At 53.7% G+C, this 20,463-nt stretch carries 18 protein-coding genes and 2 pseudogenes; 14 read left to right on the top strand and 6 right to left on the bottom strand.

All coding sequences use genetic code 11. From position 1 onward, the window contains the following. Positions 1 to 33 precede the first annotated feature (33 nt). The 3 genes from HMPREF1028_RS07720 to HMPREF1028_RS07710 are packed head-to-tail and all read right to left on the bottom strand — an operon-like array spanning position 34 to position 2,567. On the bottom strand, positions 34 to 681 hold the full coding sequence (locus HMPREF1028_RS07720) for an HAD family hydrolase (RefSeq protein WP_009312258.1): 648 nt from the start codon (positions 679 to 681) through the stop codon (positions 34 to 36). 53 nt (positions 682 to 734) lie between these two features. Then, the gene (locus tag HMPREF1028_RS07715) at positions 735 to 1,694 is read right to left on the bottom strand and encodes a cation diffusion facilitator family transporter (protein ID WP_009312257.1); all 960 of its coding nucleotides are present in this window, start codon (positions 1,692 to 1,694) and stop codon (positions 735 to 737) included. A gap of 45 nt (positions 1,695 to 1,739) precedes the next feature. Continuing rightward, positions 1,740 to 2,567, bottom strand: coding sequence for a ferritin-like domain-containing protein (locus tag HMPREF1028_RS07710; RefSeq protein ID WP_009312256.1), 828 nt, complete (start codon positions 2,565 to 2,567; stop codon positions 1,740 to 1,742). A 304-nt stretch (positions 2,568 to 2,871) separates the two neighbouring features. Between HMPREF1028_RS07710 and lolA the strand changes: the two genes are divergently transcribed. Beyond that, positions 2,872 to 3,495 (top strand): outer membrane lipoprotein chaperone LolA, encoded by a 624-nt coding sequence (lolA, locus tag HMPREF1028_RS07705; protein ID WP_009312255.1) that lies wholly within the window; start codon positions 2,872 to 2,874, stop codon positions 3,493 to 3,495. Between the two features lie 212 nt (positions 3,496 to 3,707). Here lolA and tehB read toward each other — a convergent pair whose 3' ends face one another. Then, positions 3,708 to 4,565, bottom strand: coding sequence for an SAM-dependent methyltransferase TehB (gene tehB / locus HMPREF1028_RS07700; RefSeq protein WP_009312254.1), 858 nt, complete (start codon positions 4,563 to 4,565; stop codon positions 3,708 to 3,710). Positions 4,566 to 4,827: 262 nt separating this feature from the next. On the opposite strand from tehB, the gene smc reads away from it, so the two are divergent. Continuing rightward, positions 4,828 to 8,310 carry a chromosome segregation protein SMC gene (gene smc / locus HMPREF1028_RS07695; RefSeq protein WP_009312253.1) on the top strand — a complete coding sequence of 1,161 codons (3,483 nt, stop codon included), beginning with the start codon at positions 4,828 to 4,830 and terminating at the stop codon, positions 8,308 to 8,310. A gap of 199 nt (positions 8,311 to 8,509) precedes the next feature. Further along, positions 8,510 to 9,355, top strand: coding sequence for a PoNe immunity protein domain-containing protein (locus HMPREF1028_RS07690; RefSeq protein ID WP_009312252.1), 846 nt, complete (start codon positions 8,510 to 8,512; stop codon positions 9,353 to 9,355). Positions 9,356 to 9,456: 101 nt separating this feature from the next. Here HMPREF1028_RS07690 and HMPREF1028_RS15515 read toward each other — a convergent pair. Beyond that, positions 9,457 to 9,519 (bottom strand): annotated as a pseudogene (locus HMPREF1028_RS15515) (transposase); the annotation flags it as partial. A gap of 290 nt (positions 9,520 to 9,809) precedes the next feature. On the opposite strand from HMPREF1028_RS15515, the gene HMPREF1028_RS07685 reads away from it, so the two are divergent. Genes HMPREF1028_RS07685 through ruvX form a run of 3 tightly spaced genes read left to right on the top strand, consistent with a single transcriptional unit; the run spans position 9,810 to position 11,382 of the window. Beyond that, positions 9,810 to 10,361 (top strand): CreA family protein, encoded by a 552-nt coding sequence (locus tag HMPREF1028_RS07685; protein WP_003763874.1) that lies wholly within the window; start codon positions 9,810 to 9,812, stop codon positions 10,359 to 10,361. A 12-nt stretch (positions 10,362 to 10,373) separates the two neighbouring features. After that, positions 10,374 to 10,922, top strand: coding sequence for a YqgE/AlgH family protein (locus HMPREF1028_RS07680; protein WP_019271440.1), 549 nt, complete (start codon positions 10,374 to 10,376; stop codon positions 10,920 to 10,922). After that, the gene (gene ruvX / locus HMPREF1028_RS07675; RefSeq protein ID WP_009312251.1) at positions 10,915 to 11,382 is read left to right on the top strand and encodes a Holliday junction resolvase RuvX; all 468 of its coding nucleotides are present in this window, start codon (positions 10,915 to 10,917) and stop codon (positions 11,380 to 11,382) included. The genes HMPREF1028_RS07680 and ruvX overlap by 8 nt, the downstream gene beginning before the upstream one ends. Before the next feature lie 89 nt (positions 11,383 to 11,471). Here the strand turns inward: ruvX and HMPREF1028_RS07670 are convergent, their stop codons facing one another. Beyond that, positions 11,472 to 12,440, bottom strand: coding sequence for a hypothetical protein (locus HMPREF1028_RS07670; protein WP_009312249.1), 969 nt, complete (start codon positions 12,438 to 12,440; stop codon positions 11,472 to 11,474). Positions 12,441 to 12,606: 166 nt separating this feature from the next. Here HMPREF1028_RS07670 and HMPREF1028_RS07665 point away from each other — a divergent pair, with 166 nt between their 5' ends. The 8 genes and pseudogenes from HMPREF1028_RS07665 to HMPREF1028_RS07635 all read left to right on the top strand — a co-directional run bounded on the left by HMPREF1028_RS07665 (position 12,607) and on the right by HMPREF1028_RS07635 (position 20,342). Further along, positions 12,607 to 13,590, top strand: coding sequence for a hypothetical protein (locus tag HMPREF1028_RS07665; protein WP_009312248.1), 984 nt, complete (start codon positions 12,607 to 12,609; stop codon positions 13,588 to 13,590). 129 nt (positions 13,591 to 13,719) lie between these two features. Then, positions 13,720 to 15,060 (top strand): DUF2868 domain-containing protein, encoded by a 1,341-nt coding sequence (locus tag HMPREF1028_RS07660; protein ID WP_009312247.1) that lies wholly within the window; start codon positions 13,720 to 13,722, stop codon positions 15,058 to 15,060. Between the two features lie 72 nt (positions 15,061 to 15,132). Continuing rightward, positions 15,133 to 16,470, top strand: coding sequence for a DUF3482 domain-containing protein (locus HMPREF1028_RS07655; protein WP_156798101.1), 1,338 nt, complete (start codon positions 15,133 to 15,135; stop codon positions 16,468 to 16,470). 51 nt (positions 16,471 to 16,521) lie between these two features. Next, on the top strand, positions 16,522 to 17,037 hold the full coding sequence (locus tag HMPREF1028_RS07650) for a DUF1543 domain-containing protein (RefSeq protein WP_009312245.1): 516 nt from the start codon (positions 16,522 to 16,524) through the stop codon (positions 17,035 to 17,037). 10 nt (positions 17,038 to 17,047) lie between these two features. Next, positions 17,048 to 17,470: a 6-carboxytetrahydropterin synthase QueD gene (gene queD / locus HMPREF1028_RS07645; protein ID WP_003777269.1), complete on the top strand. Its 423-nt coding sequence runs from the start codon at positions 17,048 to 17,050 to the stop codon at positions 17,468 to 17,470. A gap of 265 nt (positions 17,471 to 17,735) precedes the next feature. Continuing rightward, positions 17,736 to 18,106, top strand: a pseudogene (locus tag HMPREF1028_RS13635) (DUF1304 domain-containing protein). Positions 18,107 to 18,110: 4 nt separating this feature from the next. Then, complete coding sequence (locus HMPREF1028_RS07640; protein ID WP_036529503.1) at positions 18,111 to 18,740, top strand: 7-carboxy-7-deazaguanine synthase QueE; 630 nt, start codon at positions 18,111 to 18,113, stop codon at positions 18,738 to 18,740. Between the two features lie 162 nt (positions 18,741 to 18,902). Continuing rightward, positions 18,903 to 20,342 (top strand): hypothetical protein, encoded by a 1,440-nt coding sequence (locus tag HMPREF1028_RS07635; protein ID WP_009312243.1) that lies wholly within the window; start codon positions 18,903 to 18,905, stop codon positions 20,340 to 20,342. Positions 20,343 to 20,463 lie beyond the last annotated feature (121 nt).

Here is a 20,463-nt window from a genome sequence, read left to right as displayed (position 1 = left end):
GGTCGTCTGAAAACTTTCAGACGACCTTTCGTTTTACAGAATCTTGAGCAAATCCGAAGGCGATGCGATGCGGTGGTCGAACGGCCATGTTTCGGTTTGGTCTTCGGCGGCGATATAGCCCCAGTCGGCAAGTATGGTTTTCATGCCTGCGTTGCGTCCGGCCTGCATGTCGCGTTCGGCGTCGCCGACGTAAACCGTGTGTTGCGGATCGGCGTGGATTTGTTCGCACGCATACAGCATGGGTTTGACGCTGGGTTTGGATTCGCCGCAGGTGTCGCCGCTGACGACGACGGCGGGCGGGATGACGAAGCCGAGCTTGGGGACGAGTTTGTCGGTGAAGCGCATGGGTTTGTTGGTGATGATGCCCCATTTGATGCCGCGTCTGTCGAGTTCGGCAATCATTTCGTTCACGCCGTCGAACAGCGTGGTTTTATCGGCATAGCAAAGGCTGTATGCTTCAAGGCATTCTTGCCGCCATGCTGCGAAATCAGGATGTTCGGCAGTCATGCCGACGCCGATTTTCAACAGGCCGGCTACGCCGTGGCTGGCATACGGGCGGATTTCCGCGATGCTTTTTTCGGGCAGGTTGTGGCGGCGCAATACGGTGTTGAGTGCGCCGCCGAGGTCTAGGGCGGTGTCGGCGAGCGTGCCGTCGAGGTCGAACAATACGGCTTGTATCATGTGTTTTCCTTTGGTGGAGGCCGTCTGAAAGGTTTTCAGACGGCCTTGTTGGTTTAATGGCTGTGGCTGTGATGTGCTTCTGCGTAGGGCGAACACAAAATCTCGTTTTTGTGCGGGTGGCGTTCGCTTTCGATTTGGATGGTGCAGTGCCCGATGTTTTTGTGGGACAACTCGTGTTCGATGCGGTAGGCGATTTGTTCGGATTCGGCAACGGTCATGCCGCCGTCCACAACGATGTGGCAGGATAGGACGTTGATATTGCTGGTAATCGTCCAGACATGTAAGTCGTGGACGGATTTGACGCCGTCGGTGTTGCGGATGACGGCGAGCAGGTCGTCGGTGTGGATGTTTTCGGGCGCGCCTTCCATGAGGATGTGCAGCGTTTGTTTGAGCAGGCTCCAGCCGCTGCGTCCGACCAGTGCGGCAACGAACACGCTGGCGAGCGGGTCCGCCCATTTCCAGCCAAACGCCATCATGAGCACGGCGGCGGCAATCGCGCCGATTGAGCCGACAAGGTCGCTCAAAACGTGCAGATACGCGCCGCGCATGTTGACGTTGGCTTCGGTGTCGCTGTTTTTCAGCATATAAACCGCCACGCCGATGTTGACCAGCAGGCCGACGACGCTGATGACGAGCATCCCCAGCGTGGCAATTTCGGGCGGATAAAGCAGGCGTTTGACGGCTTCGTAGAAAATCAGCACGGCGATGACCACCAGCGACAAGCCGTTGAACATGGCGGTGAGGATTTCAAAACGTTTGTAGCCGAAGGTCTTTTGCAGCGTGGTTTCTTTTTCGCCGAGTTTGAATGCCCACAACGCCACGCCCAAGGAAAATGCGTCGCTGAACATATGCCCCGCGTCGGAAAGCAGCGCGAGCGAGTGGGTCAGCCAGCCGCCGACCGCCTCCAGCAGCATAAAGGCGGCGATGATGACGAACGACACGCGCAATACTTTTTTGTTGGCGGTATGCGTGTGGGCGTGTGCGTGATGATGGTGTTCGTGATGGTGAGACATAACGTTCCTCAACAGAGGTCGTCTGAAAATCCGGATTCAGGGTTTTCAGACGACCTTTTTGCCTTGTTTCAAACTCTGCTCGAAATCTTCCAACATATCCAATTCAAAGCGGCTGAAGCCCGCTTTTTCGCGCGCTTCGATGTTCACATAGCCGCGGAAGATAAACATATCGTAACGGGCAATCAGACTGCGGAACAGGGCGACAGGTTCCAAACCGCGTTCGCGGCAAAGGTGTTGATACCAATGGTTGCCGATGGCGACATGGCCTACTTCGTCGCGATAAATGATGTCCAACACGCCGCAGGTTTCCGAATCGCCGCGCTGTTCCACCTTCGCGCGTATCCCCGGCGTAACGTCCAGCCCGCGCGCTTCCAATACGCGCGGCACCAACGCCATGCGCAACAGCGGGTCGTAGGCGGTTTTATACGCCATGTCCCACAAATGGTTGTGCGCCTCGAAATCGCCGTAATCAAAGCCGAAAGCGCGCAGCCTTTCGCGCATCAGGCGGAAATGGTACACCTCTTCTTTCGCCACCTGCACCCAGTCGCGCACAAACTGAAACGGCAGCGTGCGGAAACGGTATGCCGCGTCCAAAGCCAGATTGATGGCGTTGAACTCGATATGCGCAATCGCGTGCAGCATCGCCGCATAGCCTTCGGTCGTGTTCATCTTGCGCGGCGTCAGTTGCGACGGCGCGACCAAAACAGGCTTCGGCGGCCGTCCCGCGTGGCGGAAGTCCAGCGGCGCAGCGTTTGTTTCAGCACCGTCCATGTTTTGAACAGCGGCAAACGCCTCATCTGTCAGCCGTCCTTTTTCATCGGGGTCGTCTGAAAGCAGGGCAAGTTCCAGCAAGGCATAGATATCAGGTTTCATTCCAAGTCCGCCGTTTTTCAGAAAACAAATATTATAGCGTTTAAAAAAAACAATATAAGGAATATAATCTTTACAATTTGGCGTTGTGCGTCAAAAACCATTAAATACCACAGTTTGCGCAGTCGGCATACATTAAAGAATTGTGAAACCCGATTGTCTTTTCCGCAGGAAAAAATCCCGCAGCTTCAAAAAATTAGCCCCCGGGAAACACTGTTTGCAAAATGTAAACCGCCCATAAGCAGCTTGCATTGTTATTTTGTAACATCGATACTGGGCGCCACACCCCTTCCAACAAGGAAAAATAATGATGAAACAACACAACCTGTTCAAATTCCTCGCCGCTTGTTCCCTGACCGCGACCATCGGTTTCGCACAGGCAGGCGCAGTGGATGCACTCAAGAAATTCAACAACGACGCCGACGGTATCAGCGGCAGCTTCACCCAAACCGTTCAAGGCAAAAAGAAAACCCAAACCGCACACGGTACTTTCAAAATCCTGCGTCCGGGCCTCTTCAAATGGGAATACACCAAACCCTACAAACAAACCATCGTAGGCGACGGTCAAACCATTTGGCTCTACGACGTTGATTTGGCACAAGTGACCAAGTCCGCCCAAGACCAAACCATCGGCGACAGCCCCGCCGCCATCCTCTCCAACAAAAACGCCCTTGACAGCAGCTACTCCCTCAAAGAAGACGGCTCGTCCAACGGCATCGACTACGTCTTGGCAACACCCAAGAAAAACAACGCCGGCTACCAATACATCCGCATCGGCTTCAAAGGCGACAACCTCGCCGCCATGCAGTTGAAAGACAGCTTCGGCAACCAAACCTCCATTACCTTCGGCGGCTTGAATACCAAGCCCAACCTCTCGCGCGGCGCATTCAAGTTCACCCCGCCCAAAGGCGTGGATGTGTTGAGCAACTGATGGTTTGATCATAAAAAGGTCGTCTGAAAGGTTTCAGACGACCTTTTTGTTTTTGGGCTGTTAGTGATGGTGCGTTGGGTGTCAGTTGCCCGCAGTCAACACGATTCAGCTTTTGAAGTGTAACTCGGATGACTGGTGGGCAATATTGGAGACTCTATAAGAAAGCGGATACCAAAAGGTCGTCTGAAAACCTTTCAGACGACCCCGTTCGTTTATGCCTCAGGCTTTTTCGCCAATATGGTAACAAACTTAAACTGTATCGGATTGCCCGCCGCATCTTTCGCGTGCATCGCGCCGAGTTCTTCCTTGTATTCGGCAATCTCCCAGCCGCGGTAGTATTCGCGCAACTCGCCTTCTTTAAATTTAAACGGGAAAGGCATAGGGCAAGGGAAGTCTTCAGTGTCCATCGCCGAAACGATCAGGTTGTAGCCGCCCGGGTTGGTGTGCGCCTGCATATCGGCAATCACTTGCGGCACGAAACGCGGATACAGGAACATAAACACAACCGTCGCCACGATATAGTCGAAATGATCTTGAAGGTTGGCGGCATTCAAATCATATTCTACTGCCCGCACGTCCAAGCCCTCGATGCGCGCCAACTCGTTGACGTTTTGCACCGCCTGCGGATTGTTGTCCACGGCGGTTACGTCAAATCCTTTCAAACCTAAAAACAGCGCATTACGCCCCTGACCGCAGCCCATATCCAAAGCTTTGCCCGCAGGAACGATGTTTTCAGCCGCCACTACCGCCGAATGGGTCGCGCTCATGCCGTATTTCTTATTGAAATAATCCTTTGCCGCGCAATAAAGCGAGAGCTTGATTTCCGTGTCGTCCGTCAAAGGCTCGACCGTAAACTGTTGTTGTGGCGCAATCATGTGATCGCCGTCTTCGGCAGTCAGCTCGACAGAAGCATTATCAGCTTCCGTCAATTTCAGACGACCTTGCAATACGTTCAGGCAAGCCCATTCCCCTTCGTCAAACGCATGACCCGCCCGCAGAGCGTCGGGAATCTCGTCTGCCTGCCAAACCGGCAGTTCTTGATAGCAAAAAAGCGCCATTTGTCCGTCCATTGTCGGTTCCTTCTAATCTGTTTTCGATAAGGTGCATATTATATGCCTGTTTCGATCGGGGCATTGAATTATCGGTTTGCCTGCTGACGCATTTGAAGAATCAGGTCGCTGCAAACTGCTTATTTTCAGTTTGCGTACTGCCCGTCTAACCTGATTTTCAGGCGAGGATGGCAGACCGTCGGATTGGTTTTCAAGAATTTGGTTTTTCGCGGGAAGACTAGTATAAAATCCCACTTTATTTTTTTCTCCCCGTCCTTATCCCATGCGCCTGACCCACATCAAACTCTCCGGCTTCAAATCTTTTACCGATCCGACCACGATTCATGTTCCGGGACAGCTTGTTGCGGTTATCGGGCCGAACGGCTGCGGCAAGTCGAATGTGATTGACGCGGTGCGCTGGGTGTTGGGCGAGGCTTCGGCGAAGCAGCTTCGCGGCGAGAGTATGCAGGACGTGATTTTTAACGGTGCGGCGACGCGCCGTCCTGCGCCGAGGGCTTCGGTGGAGCTGGTGTTTGACAATAGCGACCACAGTTTGCAGGGAGCGTGGGGGCAGTATGCCGAGGTGAGCATCAAGCGGCAGCTGACGCGTCAGGGCGAATCGACGTATTTCATCAATAATCAGACCGTGCGCCGCCGCGACATTACCGATTTGTTTCTGGGGACGGGCGTGGGCGCGCGCGGTTATGCCGTCATCGAGCAGGGGATGATTTCGCGCATCATCGAAGCGCGGCCGGAGGAGTTACGCGCCTATATTGAGGAAGCGGCGGGCGTGTCCAAATATAAGGAACGCCGCAAGGAGACGGAAGGTCGTCTGAAAGACACGCGCGAGCATTTGCAGCGTTTGGGCGATTTGCAGAACGAGTTGGCGCGTCAGGTGGAAAAGCTGGAAAAACAAGCCGAAACCGCCGAACGCTACAAATCCCTGACCGCGCAGTTGAACCAACAACAGGATTTGCTCGATTACGCCCAATGGCAGCAATCGCTTGCCGCCGCCGACAAGGCAACCGCGCAGCATCAGTCTTTGCAGGCGCAGCAGGACGAAACCGCCGCGCAGGTTCAGGCGTTAAACGACGAAGTACACGCCTTGCAGACCGCCGAACAGTCGCAGCAGCAGGCAGTACACGAATTGAGCAACAAACGCGGTGTGTTGCGCGAGCAGATTGCCCGTTTGGAAGAGCAAATCCGTCATCAGCAAAACCTGCACCAACGCATCGAACGCGACAAGCAGGCGGCGCAGGCGCAGATGCAGCGCATCCATCAGGAGCAGCAGCAAATCCGCGTGCAGCTTGAAGAAAACGAGTTGCAGGCCGAAGAAAAGCAAACCGAGTTGGCGGAGTGGGCGATGCAGGTTGCCGAACACGAAGAGCGTCTGCCCGAATTGGAAGAAGCCCAAGCCACGCTCAACGCCGCCTTCCAAACCCAGCAGGACGAGGCAAACCGCATCCGCCGCGAACTGGCGTTGAAGCAGCAGCAGCTTGCCCATGCCGAACAAACCGTTGCCAAGCACGAAGAGCGCAAAGGTCGTCTGAAACAGGAAAACCAAGCCCTGAACCTGCCCGACGAAGCGGAAACCGCCGCCGCGCAGGAAGCTGCCGCCTTGTTGCAAAGCCAGCAAGAGCATTACGAAGAACAAATCATTGCCGCCGAAGAAGCCTTACACGCCGCCCGCGAGGCGTTTCAGACGGCCTCAAACCGCTTCCAAAACCTGAAGCAGCAACACATCACCTTGCAGGCGCAGCAGCAGGCGTTGTCTCAAATCCTGTCGCAACAGCAGGAAGCCGCCGACTTCTGGCAGGCAACCGGCCACGCCGCCGCGCCGCAACTGTGGCAACACATCACCGCGCCCGCCGAGTGGCAACACGCCTTGTCCGTCATCCTTGCCGAACGCCTGCATGCCCGCGCCGTGCCGTCTGGCTTTGTCCCGCCCGCGCCGTTGCCGCAGGGGCAGGCGGCATGGCTTTCAGACGACCTCTCCGGCGGCATCAAAAAATCCCTGCCCGTACAGGCATTGTTGAACCAAATCCAAGCGCAGCCGCCGTTTCAGACGGCATTGCACCACTGGCTCGACGGCGTATTGTGCGCGCCCGATTTGAGCTACGCCCTCGTGCATCAAAGCGATTTGGGCGCACACCAAATCTGGCTCACGCCCGAAGGCCATCAGGTCGACAAAGTCAGCGTCCTGCTCTATGCAAAACCTGCGCAGGAAAGCCTGATTGCCCAAAAAGCGCGCCTTGACGGCATTACGTCCGAGCTGGAAAACCTCGCCCCCGAACTCTCCGCCGCCGAAGCTGCGTTCAAACAGGCGGAGGCTGCCGTGCGCTCGTCCGAAGTGCAGCACAAAAACCTGATGCAGCAGCAACAGAAGCACACGCGCCAATACAGCCAGGCGCAGCAACGCACCGCCGAACTCTTGGCGCGCACCAACCAAGGGCAAATCCGCCGCGAACACATCGAGCGCGAACTGGCGCAGTTGGCGGAAGAACAGACCGTGTTGCAACACACGTCCGACGGGCTTTCAGACGACATCGCTACTTTGCAGGAAGCCGCCGCCGAACTCGAATACCAACAGCAAACCACCGCACACAACCGCCAAGAGCAGCAAGGCCGTCTGAAACAGGCGCAGCTTGCCCTGTTGGAAGCCAACCGCCAATACGGGCTTGCCGAAGTCGCCGTCCACAAGCTCAACCAGCAAAAACAAAACTACCAACAGCAAATCGCCCGACTCGAACAGCAAACCCTCGACTGGCAGGAACGCCAGCAAGAGCTTGCCCTCGCCTATGAAACCGAGTTCCAAAACGACGAGCAGCACATCAAGCTCGATGAGCTGACCGAAGCCGTGCACACGCTGGACGAAGAATACATCGCCGTGCAGGAAAAACTCGCGCAGATTCAGGAGCAGGGCAGGGAACAATACGCCCGCGTACAAGCCCTGCAAACCAAGCTGCCGCAGCTTCAGGCCGCCACCCAAACCGCCCTGTTGCAGCAGCAGGAAGCCCTGATTAACGCCAAACGCTACCATCAAAACCTGACCGAACGCGCCGCCGATTTGGACGCGCTCGAAGCGTTGGCGAAAGAATCGCCGAAAGTATTGAACAGCAGCATCGGCAGCCTCACCCAGCAAATCGAAGCCCTCGGCGCCGTCAACCTCGCCGCCTTGCAAGAACTCGAAGAAGCGCGCGAACGCGACGGCTACTACCGCAGCCAAAGCGAAGACGTGCAGGCCGCCATCACCCTTTTGGAAAAAGCCATCGCCCAAATCGACGACAAAACCAAAGCGCGTTTCAAAGAAACCTTCGATGCCGTCAACGGCAAAGTCCAAACCTTCTTCCCGACCCTGTTCGGCGGTGGCGAAGCCACACTCAAAATGATAGGCGACGACCTCCTGACCGCCGGCGTGTCCATCATGGCGCGCCCGCCCGGCAAGAAAAACAGCACCATCCACCTCCTCTCCGGCGGCGAAAAAGCCCTCACCGCCATGAGCCTCGTGTTTGCCCTGTTCAGCCTCAACCCCGCCCCCTTCTGCCTTTTGGACGAAGTTGATGCCCCGCTGGACGACGCCAACACCTCGCGTTTCTGCAACCTGGTCAAAGAAATGTCGGCGCAAACCCAGTTCCTCTACATCTCCCACAACCGCCTGACCATGGAAATGGCAGAGCAGCTGGTCGGCGTAACCATGCAGGAAAAAGGCGTCTCGCGCGTCGTTGCCGTGGACATCAAGCAGGCGTTGGAAATGGCGGAGCCGTGATGAGGTGGGGGAATTTTGATTGAGTTTGATACGGAAAGGTCGTCTGAAAAACTAAATTAGGTTTCAGACGACCTTTCCGTGAATTGAAATAGGGCGTTGGATTCAGATTTCAAACTGCTATTGTTTGGGGGATTAAATTCGTCTCAATACAAAGATTCAAAAATTGCACCAACCGAGCCAGATTTTATAGGGGTAAAACATGAACGAAACCGAACAAGTTTGTTTTAATGAAAAACGCAGGCAGCATTTTTTGAGTGAGGAAAGATTTAATAAATTTAATAATTATTTTCTGGAAGCTATTCCTGAATATAATAAATGGAAACTCTCAGATGATTTGGCATTAAGATTTTTATCTAGGCAACAAGCAGAAACCTACTGGGATTATTTGAAAATTATATATACAGCAGGTAAACCGATAGAGGATTTAATTCCTATTCTAGAAAAATTTTTAGCTTCAGAGGAAGAGATAACCAAATTCTGGCAGCAAAACAAAGTGAAATTAAACGATATCGGCTACTATACCAGCCCAATGCCGTGGTGTGATGGTGAGCATTACCTTAAAACGCTGCACCTTATCGCGCTTTGCTACCTCCTGCAACGTGAAGACCTGCTCCCGCGCCTGCTCGAAGTCATCCTTGCCAATGCAGAAGATGATTTAGAATCTGACTCCACTATCGAAGACTTTTTGGACTACCATTTTAAAAATCGTCCCGATCCAGATTACGTCCAAATGGGCAAACACGCCATTTTATTCGGCGAAGCGATGCGTGGCGAAACCAAAGAAGAACAATTGGAAGAACTCAATGCCTACCTCAAAGACTGGTATCGCGAAATGGTCGGCATGAGCGACCTTGAATACCAATCCCACCTCGATCCAGAACAGAACGGTTATTGCGGTTACTGGGCATTCGAAGTCGCCGCCATCGCTTATCTTGACGATTTGGACGATACCGAATTGCGCAAATCCCCTTATTATCCTAAAGATATGGTTGACTGGGCGAGGGAACAGAAGCGCAAATGTGAAGACAAAGGTAAAGCTGATTAGTTTGGAAAAGTTTGAAGATTATAGTGGATTAACTTTAAACCAGTACGGCGTTGCCTCGCCTTAGCTCAAAGAGAACGATTCTCTAAGGTGCTGAAGCAGTTCCGTACTATCTGTACTGTCTGCGGCTTCGTCGCCTTGTCCTGATTTAAATTTAATCCACTATAAAAAGGTCGTCTGAAAATCTGTTTTCAGACGACCTTTTTTGTTTGCAGCTAAAGCTCAGCCCGTAAATTTGAAAATCTTGGCGCTCAATCCAGAGTTCTCTTTTTGAACCTTGAATGTACCAAGGAATAAAAGGGATGGGGTTTGTAGTGGGGAGGTTTGCAGTCGGGGAAGGGATTCAATTGGGTATTTGGGTCTTTCCGATGCTTGCAATCTGAACAAGCGGTCTTATATAGTAGGAGCTGCGGTGTCAGCTTCTTTATTTCCAACCTTCAAAGGTTTCTTAATTTACATGAATAAAATTATTCTGCCTGCGCTTTGCGCCCTGCTTCTTGCTTCCTGCGGTAACGATACCGACAAAATCGGACGTGCCAGCACGGTTTTTCATATGCTGGGGAAAAATGACCGTATTGAAGTCGAGGGGTTTGATGATCCTGATGTGCAAGGGGTTGCCTGTTATATTTCTTATGCGAAAAAAGGCGGTTTGAAAGAGACGGTGAATTTGGAGGAAGATGCGAGCGATGCTTCCGTGTCGTGCGTGCAGACGGCGGAGGTCATCCGTTACAACGAGCAAGCCGTCGTTAAGCCGCGGGAGGTGTTTAAGCGCAGCGCGAGCTTGGCGTTCAAGAGCCAGCAGATTATCCGTTATTACGATCCTAAACGTAAGGCGTTTGCGTATTTGGTTTACAGCGACAAAATCGTTCAGGGTTCGCCGAAGAACTCTTTGAGCGCGGTGTCGTGCTTTGGCGGTGCTAAAGCGGATGCGCAGCAAGTTGCCGGCGGTATGGAAGGCAAACAGATTTACGGTGCGTGCGTCGTGGATGCGCCTGTGCCGAACAAGTAAAAGATGAGCGATATGAACCTAACCGACCATTTCCTGATTGCTATGCCCGATATGGACGACCCGTTTTTCGAAAATTCGGTGATTTATGTGTGCGAACACAACGAAGAGGGCGCGTTGGGCATCATCATCAACAAACCGTCGCCGATTACGATGGACATGATTTTTGCGGCGACCGACCGCAATATCCCTTTGCGGATGCAGCACGAACACGTCATGATGGGCGGACCGGTACAGATCGACCGCGGCTATGTCGTGCATACGCCCGTGGGCAACTGGCAAAACAGTATGATTGTTTCAGACGACATTGCGCTGACGTCTTCGCGCGATGTGATTGAAAACTTATCGCGTCAGGGCGCGGTGGACAAGATTTTAATCAGCATAGGCTATTCGAGCTGGAGCAAAGGGCAGCTTGAACGCGAGCTGGCGGACAATGTCTGGCTGACGGTGAAGGCGGATGAGCATATTTTGTTCGATATGCCTTACGAACACCGCTACGCCGCCGCATTCGCCAAGCTGGGTATTCAGCCCGATGCGCTTGTCTGTGGAGCCGGTCATGCATAAAGCACCGGTAGGGACGGTTTTGGCGTTTGATTTCGGCGAGGCGCGTATCGGCGTGGCGCAGGGCGATGCGGAACTTGGCTTGTCGCATCCTTTGGCGACTGTGACCGGCAACAGCAACGACGAGAAATTCAACGCCATCGCCAAGCTGATACGGGAATGGCAGCCCAAGCATCTGGTCGTCGGACTGCCGACCCACGCCGACGGTACGGAACACGAGTTGACCCGCCTCAGCCGCAAATTCGGCCGCCGCCTGCACGGGCGTTTCAACCTGCCCATATATTGGGTGGACGAACGGATGTCCTCGCTATATGCGGAAAGCCTGCTTGCCGAAGCGCAGGTATTCGGGCGCAAACAGAAGGCGGTACTCGACCAAGTGGCTGCTCAGGCGATTTTGCAGGGCTTTTTCGACGGCGGCGCGGTAGAGTATTTCAACGGTAGGGAAGAAGGTTCGGAAGAATAATTTGTTTGAGATAGTTTGAAAAAAGGTCGTCTGAAAGCTGTATTGACGGGATTGAGTCCGGCAACAGGCTTTCAGACGACCTTTTCGCATCAGAACAAGGCTTCAATCCTTAACAGCGCACCGACGCGGTGTTTTTGGTTTTCCTTGCGGTTGTTGTAGTAGTTGACTTCGGTTTGGGTAAACAGCCAGTTGCGCCAAATCGGTTGGCGGTAGGTGGTAAACGGACCGTAGGTATTGAGGGCGGCTTTGCGTTTTTCGATATTGCCGCCGGTGTACACGCCGTAGTTGACGTGGCGGTGTTTGCCGAGGTTGTGTTGGCGGAAGAGGCTGTTGCCCCATGTCCAGTCTTCGGTTTTATCGTGTTCGTATTGCAGGTGTGCCTGATTGGCGATAAAGCTTTTTTCGCTGGGGATGTAGCGCGTTTCCCAGTTGGTACGGACATGGTGTTTGCTCTTGATGCCGTAACGGTAGATTTGCTCCAAACTGGTGTCGATGTTGTCGGTCAGTTGCCAATTGCTCGAGCTTTTGGCGCGGGCGTACAGGTCGCTGCCGGAGCGGATACCGATATCGAAGTCGGTATCGGTGCGCTGTTTGGCGAATACTTCAGACCAGCGTACGGCAAGGGAAGCATTGTTGTCGCGGCTTTGGGATGCGTCGAATATCCTGCCGTTGGTATTGGTACGGTTGCGGTAGGCGTTGGCTTCGTGTTTCAGCTCGTCGTCCAAAGAGTCGTCACCGAAAATCACATGGACTTTTTTCTCCAAGGTCGGCAGTTTCAGACGACCCCGTACGCGGGGCGTCACGGTAAACTTGTCGTCAGGGTTCCATTCGGTATCGAGCATGACGCGCAGGTTGGCGTCGGCAGGGTGGTCTGGATCGGGTTCGCCAAACCAGTCGTCGATGCGGTTGGACCATTTGTCCAAGCGTTTGGAAACGACTTCGTGGCGGTGGTCCACCCAAGTGTCGCCGTCGGCAGGCGGTTCGTCGTTCGCGGCGGCAATCGTCGGAAAGAGGGTGAGCAGGGTGAGTAGGGATAACGTTGTGGTTCGGATAGTCATTGTTTTTCCTTGCTTAATGCATAAAGCTATTATGGACGGTATCTTAGGGATAATGCAAGTCGTCTGAAAAAGGCTGTGATAAAATCTTGCGCGCCCGGTTTGCCGCCGTTCTGTTGTGCAGAAAAGCAGTCAGGCGGGCGCATACCAATACATTAAGGAAAACAGAATGAGTATTTTGTCGAAAATTTTTGGGAACAAGCCGTCCGGCGAAACGGCAGAAGAGCCGCGCAGACTTTCCGCACAGGAAAAAAGCGAAGGCGCGGCGCGGGCGATTTATGCGAAAGATAAAGTGTATGTGCCGCTTTCTGCCATGCAGGCGGATGTATCGGAAGGGACGGGCATCCCTTATATAGGTCGTCTGAAAGACGGGCGGACGGTTTTATATGTGTTTGAAAACTATGAAGCGGCGCGGGCTTTTTCAGACGGACAGGACGGCGCTTTAGACGGCATCGCTTTGGTCGGCGCGTTGGATAAGGCAGACCAGTTCAATAATTTGAGTAATGTTCTGCGTGTCGCGCACTCGCTGGGCATTCAACTGATGGAATACCGAGGACAGGACGGCGAACATTTCGAATGCGCGCTTTCGTGGCTGATGCGTGTGAACGGCGCGGATGGCATGGCGGCTTCCCGAGAAAAAATGGAGGCGTTGTCCATCGGCACCGATGCCAAGCTGCCGCTGCAATTTCATCCGATAGCCATCGTCGGTTTTTCCAATCCCTATAAGGTTACACCCGCGCGGGCGGAGGAGTTGTTCAAGCAGTTTACAAATGTCGAAGATGACGAATTGCTGAGTTTTTTTGCCGGCAACACGCCGCAGGAGAATGTGTTGCTGATCGGGTTGGTGGAAAAATATTCGGCTGATTTGGCGAAATCCGTGAAATATATTGTTTGGAACCAATTGGCGGAGCAGCCGCTTTTTGTCGGGATAAACCGCAAAGACGGCGGGCTTTACGCGCGGGACGGTTATTTATATGTCTTTTACACCGACCGCTTCCAATACATGGGACCTGCCCGCTGCCATCCCGTTTCCGGCAAGGAAGCAGCGTTGGACTTGGTTCGCCGCCACGAACTGAAAGGCATCGCCCTGACCGACGGGCTGCACAATATGGCGCGGTTTGAAAACGACGTGATTTTCCAAGACGGGGAATAGCGGCAACCTCTCTTCCGCCACTTGAGCGAAACGGTTTGCCTGAGCCGCATATTTAAAATACAAAGGTCGTCTGAAAAGGGCTGTGATAAAATCTTTGCGTTTTCACCATCCCTTTCAGACGACCTTTTTATGTTGAACCCATCCCGAAAACTCGCCGAACTTGTCCGTATTTTGGAAGAGGGCGGCTATATTTTTGCCGGCGATCCCGTGCAGGCGACGGAGGCGTTGCGTCATGTCGAGGGCGGCGTGGAAGGAAAAATCATCCACCGCGCGGAGATGATAGACAGAGACCGCCGGCTTCGGCATACCTTGGAACAAGTACGGACCGGGTCGTTTTGGCTGTGGATCGTGGCGGCGACGATGATGTTTAGCGGCGGATTTTCCAGCACTTACCTTCTGATGGACAGCCAAGGGCTGAATTTTTTCCTGATTTTGGCGGGCGTGTTGGGTATGAATACGCTGATGTTGGCGGTATGGCTGGCAACGTTGTTCCTGCGCGTGAAAGTGGGGCGGTTTTTTAGCAGTCCCGCGACGTGGTTTCGGGGTAAAGACCCCGTCAATCAGGCGGTGTTTCGGCTGTATGCGGACGAATGGCGGCAGCCTTCGGCGCGTTGGATCGCCGGCGCGACTTCACACAGTCTATGGCTCTGCACACTGAGCGGGATGTTGGTGTCGGTCTTACTGCTGCTTTTGGTGCGTCAATATACGTTCAACTGGGAAAGCACGCTGTTGAGCAATGCCGCTTCGGTGCGCGCGGTGGAGATGCTGGCATGGCTGCCGTCGAAACTCGGTTTCCCTGCGCCCGACGCGCGGGCGGTGGTCGAAGGTCGTCTGAACGGCAACATCGCCGATGCGCGCGCGTGGTCGGGCTTGTTGGTCGGCAGCATTGCCTGCTACGGCATCCTGCCGCGCCTGCTGGCTTGGGCGGTGTGCAAAATCTTTTTAAAAACAAGCCAAAGCAAGCTGGATTTGGAGAAGCCTTATTATCAGGCGGTCATCCGCCGTTGGCGGAACAAAATCGTCGATGCGGATACGCGTCGGGAAACCGTGTCCACCGTTTCTCCGAAAATCACCTTAAACGACGCGCCCAAGTGGGCAGTCATGCTGGAAACCGAATGGCACGAAGGCACATGGTTTGCGGGCAGGCTGGCACAGGAATGGCTGGATAAAGGCGTGGCGGCGAATCGGGAAGAAGTTGCCGCTTTGGAAGCGGAGTTGAAACAGAAACCTGCCCAGCTCCTCATCGGCGTGCGCGCGGAAGCTGTCCCCGACCGCGGCGTGTTGCGGCAAATTGTCCGGCTTTCGGAAGCAGCGCAGGGCGGGGCGGTGGTACAGCTTTTGACGGAACGGGCGCTTTCAGACGACCTGTCCGAAACATTGGACCACTGGCGCAATGCGCTGGCAGAGTGCGACGTGGCATGGCTGGAACCTGACAAAGCGGCGCAGGAAGGTCGTCTGAAAAACCAATAAACGTACTTGAAATGCCCTGTTAAGCCGCCATCCTGAAAAAGGTCGTCTGAAAATCCATTCTCTCAAAATATGATGAACAACCAACCCCTTTCCCTCGCCGTCGTCGGGCACACCAATACCGGCAAAACTTCGCTCCTGCGCACCCTGTTGCGCGACAGCGGGTTCGGCGAAGTCAAAAACGCCCCGTCCACCACGCGCCATGTCGAAGAAGCCGCGATTACCGACGGCGCCGACACGCTGCTGTACCTGTACGATACGCCCGGACTCGAAGATGCCGGCGGCGTTTTGGATTGGCTGGAAACCCATACGGATGCCCGCGCCGACGGCATCGAGCGGCTGCAACAGTTCCTCGACAGCCACGGCGCGCATCACGATTTCAACCAAGAAGCCAAAGTGCTGCGGCAGCTTTTGCAAAGCGACATGGCGTTGTACGTCATCGACGCGCGCGAACCCGTCCTCGACAAATATCGGGATGAATTGACCATTCTTTCATGGTGCGCCAAGCCGGTCATGCCCGTGTTCAACTTTACCGGCGGACAACTTCCCGAAGCGTGGACGACCATGCTGGCGCGTCGCAACCTGCACGTTTTCGCGGGGTTCGACACCGTCGCTTTCGATTTTGAAGGCGAATTGAACCTCTGGAACAAGCTCGCCACCATGCTGCCGCAACACGACATCATCGACCGCCTGACCGCCTCCCGCCGCCGCGAATGGACGCGTCTGGACAAAGAAGCGCGCCACGAAATCGCAGGTTTCCTGCTCGATGTGGCAGCCTTCACGCAGGAAATCGACGAAAACGACGACCCCGCGCCCGTCCTGCAAACCATGCAGGCAGAAATCCGCCAGCTCGAACGGCAGATGCAGCAGCGGCTGTTTGCCATCTACCGCTTCTACCACAGCGAAATCGACGGCGGCGACTGGGTGCCCAAAGCCTTCCATCAAGACCCGTTCGACAGCGAATTGCTCAAGCAATACGGCATCCGTACCGGCACCGGCGCGGCAACTGGCGCACTCATCGGCTTGGGGCTGGACATCGCCACGCTCGGCGGTTCGCTCGGATTGGGTACGGCAATCGGCGGCTTTTTGGGCGGCATCCTGCCCAATACCCGCACCATTTCCGACAAGCTCACCGGTCGCCAAACCCTGCACACCGACCCCGAAACCCTGACCCTGCTCGCCGCCCGCGCCCTCGATTTGCTCCACATCCTGCAAACGCGCGGCCATGCGGCGCAATCGCAAGTCGAGTTGCACAGCCGCAAAGCGCCCTGGACACCGGACAAACTCCCGTCCGAACTCAACAAAGCGCGCAGCAGGTGGAAATGGTCGTCGCTCAACACCCACCTCCCCGAAACCAGCCGCGCCGAACGCGAGGAATATACGGAAAGTTTGAGTAGGAAATTGGGCGGGTAAGCAGGCGGCGGGCAGTCGGTTCCCAAATTTCCAAAATACGTCAGGACGAAGATGCCCAAACTTTATATGTTCTATCTCGGCGGTAACGCAGGCCGCTCCAATATCGAAGTGCACGACATCCAATTTGCCGTGTGCGACGACTACCGCGAAGCCATCCCCGCGCTTAAAGCTGCATGGTTCGGCGATGCGGACAAAATCCACATCGACGGCTGGCTGGTTGTCGAATGGGTGGACGGTTACGATGTCGATGTATCCGACCACGCCGAGCCGAAGGGGTCGTCTGAAAACGTCCCGCACCTGTATTTCGTCAATGTCGGCGGTTATCGCGCGGGGCAGCTTGCCGAGGCGCACGCTTTCGGACTGTTCGTTGCTGCTACGCCCGCCGAAGCCAAACAAAAAGCCCTGCAAACCCTGTTGACCGACCATATCCAGCAGCATAAAGACAACTTAAAAGACGTGGACAACCTGCTCCGGCTCGACCGCATCGGCAATCACACCATCCGCCTGACCCCGAATCCGCACGGCAAGCCTGCCGAAATCGGCTTTCAGGGCTATTTACCGATTTAAAGTACCCACCATGAAAATTACCAAGATATTCACCTTCGACTCCTCGCACATGCTCGACGGGCATGACGGTAAATGCCAAAACCTGCACGGGCATACCTACAAACTCGAAATCACCGTTTCAGACGACCCCATACGGGGTGGCGCGAAAGACGGCATGGTGATGGATTTCACCGACCTCAAAGCCATTGTGAAAAAACACATTACCGACCCTTTCGACCACGCGTTTATCTACCACGGCGGCAACGGCCGCGAATGCCAAATCGCCGCGCTCTTGGAGGGCTGGAACATGAAAACCCTGTGCCTGCCCTGCCGCACCACTGCCGAAAATATGGCGGTCGAAATGTATGATCGTTTGAAAAACGCGGGGCTGAAAGTGTGCAGCGTGAAATTGTGGGAAACGCCGACATCGTGTGCAGAGTATGAAGGGGAGTAGGGAATATCTTGCACGTATCCGTAGAGTAAATTCAAATAAGGTATGCCCAACTGCGTCATTCCCGCGCAGGCGGGAATCCAGAGATTTGGAATTACTGCAATTTTTAAATATTTCTGAAAAACCAAAGTCTGGATTCCCGCCTGCGCGGGAATGACGGTGTGGGGCGTCCTTATTTGCTTACCGTAAAATGGTTTTTTCTTCTGTACGGATTCCCCGTTTTTTCAGACGGCCTTTCATACCAACACACCCATTAAAAGGAACACCCATGAAACTCCTCTCCACCCTCTTAGTCCTCCTCGTCGCCGCCGAACATTTCTACATCGCCTGGCTTGAAATGACGCAGATTCCCAGCGAAAAAGCGGCGGAAATTTTCAAGCTGCCTTATGAATTTATGGAACAAAAGCGCGTGCAGACCCTGTTCAGCAACCAAGGGCTGTATAACGGCTTTCTCGGCATCGGGCTGGTTTGGTCGCGGTTTGCCGCGCCGGACAATGCCGTTTACGGGGCAACGATTCTGTTTCTCGGCTTCGTATTGATTGCCGCCGCATGGGCGCGTTCTCTTCCGGCAATAAAGGCATACTCGTCAAGCAAGGCCTGCCCGCGATGCTGGCGGCGGCAGCGGTGTTGGCGGTATGAAAAAATCAGTGTCGCCCCCGAAAATCCGCAATACCGCATCGTTGAAATCTTCGAGAGCCTGCAAGGCGAGGGCTGGAACACGGGCATGCCTGCCGTTTTCGTCCGCTTGGGCAAATGCAATCTGGCGTGCGGCTGGTGTGATACCGATTATTTGAAATTCGGCATGATGAGCCTGTCCGACATCTTAGGCCGTCTGAAAACCTACACCGCGCGCAATATCATCATCACCGGCGGCGAGCCGACCATACAGCCGCATCTCGATACGCTGCTGGACGCGCTCAAGGCGGAAGGCTATTTCCTCTGTATCGAAACCAACGGACTCAAGCCCGCACCGCCGCAAATCGACTATGTCGCCACCAGCCCCAAAGCCTGCTACGCCGCCAAATATGAAAATGGCTGTATCTCCGAAGCCGACGAAGTACGCATCGTGGCGGACGGCGATGTCGTTGCGTTCTGCCAAAACATGGAACGCAAAATCCGCGCGCGTCGTTACTACCTTTCGCCCTGCGAACAAAACGGCGTGATGAACATCTACGACACCATCCGCCAAATCGGTCTCTTAAACAGCCGCCCCGATGCGCCCGTGCATTGGCAGTTGAGCGTGCAGACGCACAAATGGGCGGGGATAGAGTAGGTTTCAGACGACATATTGATGTAAGGTTGGGGAGTTAAAAGGTCGTCTGAAAAGATAAAAGGGCCGGGTATGGATATCTGGCCCTTTTGATATGGCAAATGCAAAAAATAAAGCCGATACACAGTATAATCGCCTTATTTTGCCTGACTCTATAAAAACATCATGAAACGTTTCTGGAAATACTTGCTTTGGACGCTGGTCATCCTGCTGCTTGTCATAGCGGTCGTCCTCTACATCGTTCCCTATTATCTGAAACAGCGCGAAATCCAAGCCGCGCAGGAGGATTTGGCGCTGCTCTCCATTCAGTCCACCCCGTCACCGTCTTTGAAAAACGGCATAGATGCCTTGTGGCTGCTGGAATTCAGCACGAAAAATGATGCCGACCGTGCCGATTTGATGAAGCGTTTCGGAAGCGACCTCCAAAGCAATAACAACCAAGATATCCTTAAGCAGAATCAGGAATTGCAAGGCAGGCGGCTTATTGTCCCTGAGTACGATGATAAATCATTGGACTGTGGTACAACGGCGCAAGAGTGCTTGGCTGAAGTGCGTGCCGACTTGCCGAAATCGAAAGCTGGGGTGGAAAAATACGCCGAACTGTTAGCCAATGTAGACAGGCTTGCCGACTACGATATTTTTGTTTCAAGAGATTGGCCTAATGATGATTATGGTATTGCTAATAAACCGCTTCCAAAACTGCAATTCGTGACATACGGTAGAAAACCTGCCGCACTTGATTGGGCGGAAGGGCGGGAAGCCGAGGCATGGAAGCGCGTTTGCCGCAACATCAAGACAGGGCGCAGTATGCTGAATAATGATCCTGAGTTGATTTACGCCATGATAGGGAATGCCGTTATCCGAAGGAATACCGACCTTGCCGCGCAAATGCTGTACGAAAAACCCGAGTGGGCGAACCGTCTGCCTGCCGAATGTGATGGGATGTTTGATGTTCTGACAGCAGAGGAACAAAATATTTGTTTGGCAGTTCAAGAAGAGTTTCGGTTAAGTGCCAATTCACTACGGCGATGGGAATTTGAACAGCAAAGATTATGGTTCTTACAGAAGTGGTACATGAATGTGAATGGATTTTATGAGTTGCTGACATTAATGAACGGAGAAATACAGTATACCGACATAATGTTTTCTCTTCTATTGCGTCCTAATGTGGATGCAGAACATACATTAGCCCACATCTCGCCTTACTTCGCCGCCTACTGCAAACCGGAAAAAATGGCTATTTTGAAAAATGACACTAAGGCGAAATGGATGCCTCCGGAAGATATGAACCAAACATTCGCTAAAAAATGGGCGTGTATGGGCAATAGTGTTGGCTGTATCACTTACGCTATTACTCTTCCTGCCTACGACTCCAACGTCCATCGCCTGCAAGATACCGCCATGCAGCAACGCGCATTCCAAGCCGCTTTAGAGTTATACCGACTGCCTGCCGGTAAACGCCGTGCTGCTTTAGAAAGCGTTTTGGCAAAACATTCCAGCCCTTCCCGTAGATTGCGCTGGAATGAAGAACAGAAGGCTTTGGATTTTGAAATCTATCAGCAAAATGCCTCACCGCTGCTACTTAAATTGAATTTGGAAAATTGATACAACGGTTTTATTTTTCGCATAAATCAGCCAAAGGTCGTCTGAAACTTTTCAGACGACCTTTTTTGCGGCTGTCGGATTTTTTAAAATTGATTGGGTAATCAGAAAATGCCATACTAAA

Origin of the sequence: Neisseria sp. GT4A_CT1, from assembly GCF_000227275.1 — a bacterium.
Classification (GTDB): domain Bacteria; phylum Pseudomonadota; class Gammaproteobacteria; order Burkholderiales; family Neisseriaceae; genus Neisseria.
This window is presented reverse-complemented; position numbering and strand designations above follow the sequence as displayed.

Excerpts from the sequence above, each read along its gene's own strand:
- HMPREF1028_RS07720 (WP_009312258.1), bottom strand. The coding sequence starts at position 681 with ATGATACAAGCCGTATTGTTCGACCTCGACGGCACGCTCGCCGACACC.
- HMPREF1028_RS07715 (WP_009312257.1), bottom strand. The coding sequence starts at position 1,694 with ATGTCTCACCATCACGAACACCATCATCACGCACACGCCCACACGCAT.
- HMPREF1028_RS07710 (WP_009312256.1), bottom strand. The coding sequence starts at position 2,567 with ATGAAACCTGATATCTATGCCTTGCTGGAACTTGCCCTGCTTTCAGAC.
- lolA (WP_009312255.1), top strand. The coding sequence starts at position 2,872 with ATGATGAAACAACACAACCTGTTCAAATTCCTCGCCGCTTGTTCCCTG.
- tehB (WP_009312254.1), bottom strand. The coding sequence starts at position 4,565 with ATGGACGGACAAATGGCGCTTTTTTGCTATCAAGAACTGCCGGTTTGG.
- smc (WP_009312253.1), top strand. The coding sequence starts at position 4,828 with ATGCGCCTGACCCACATCAAACTCTCCGGCTTCAAATCTTTTACCGAT.
- HMPREF1028_RS07690 (WP_009312252.1), top strand. The coding sequence starts at position 8,510 with ATGAACGAAACCGAACAAGTTTGTTTTAATGAAAAACGCAGGCAGCAT.
- HMPREF1028_RS07685 (WP_003763874.1), top strand. The coding sequence starts at position 9,810 with ATGAATAAAATTATTCTGCCTGCGCTTTGCGCCCTGCTTCTTGCTTCC.
- HMPREF1028_RS07680 (WP_019271440.1), top strand. The coding sequence starts at position 10,374 with ATGAACCTAACCGACCATTTCCTGATTGCTATGCCCGATATGGACGAC.
- ruvX (WP_009312251.1), top strand. The coding sequence starts at position 10,915 with ATGCATAAAGCACCGGTAGGGACGGTTTTGGCGTTTGATTTCGGCGAG.
- HMPREF1028_RS07670 (WP_009312249.1), bottom strand. The coding sequence starts at position 12,440 with ATGACTATCCGAACCACAACGTTATCCCTACTCACCCTGCTCACCCTC.
- HMPREF1028_RS07665 (WP_009312248.1), top strand. The coding sequence starts at position 12,607 with ATGAGTATTTTGTCGAAAATTTTTGGGAACAAGCCGTCCGGCGAAACG.
- HMPREF1028_RS07660 (WP_009312247.1), top strand. The coding sequence starts at position 13,720 with ATGTTGAACCCATCCCGAAAACTCGCCGAACTTGTCCGTATTTTGGAA.
- HMPREF1028_RS07655 (WP_156798101.1), top strand. The coding sequence starts at position 15,133 with ATGAACAACCAACCCCTTTCCCTCGCCGTCGTCGGGCACACCAATACC.
- HMPREF1028_RS07650 (WP_009312245.1), top strand. The coding sequence starts at position 16,522 with ATGCCCAAACTTTATATGTTCTATCTCGGCGGTAACGCAGGCCGCTCC.
- queD (WP_003777269.1), top strand. The coding sequence starts at position 17,048 with ATGAAAATTACCAAGATATTCACCTTCGACTCCTCGCACATGCTCGAC.
- HMPREF1028_RS07635 (WP_009312243.1), top strand. The coding sequence starts at position 18,903 with ATGAAACGTTTCTGGAAATACTTGCTTTGGACGCTGGTCATCCTGCTG.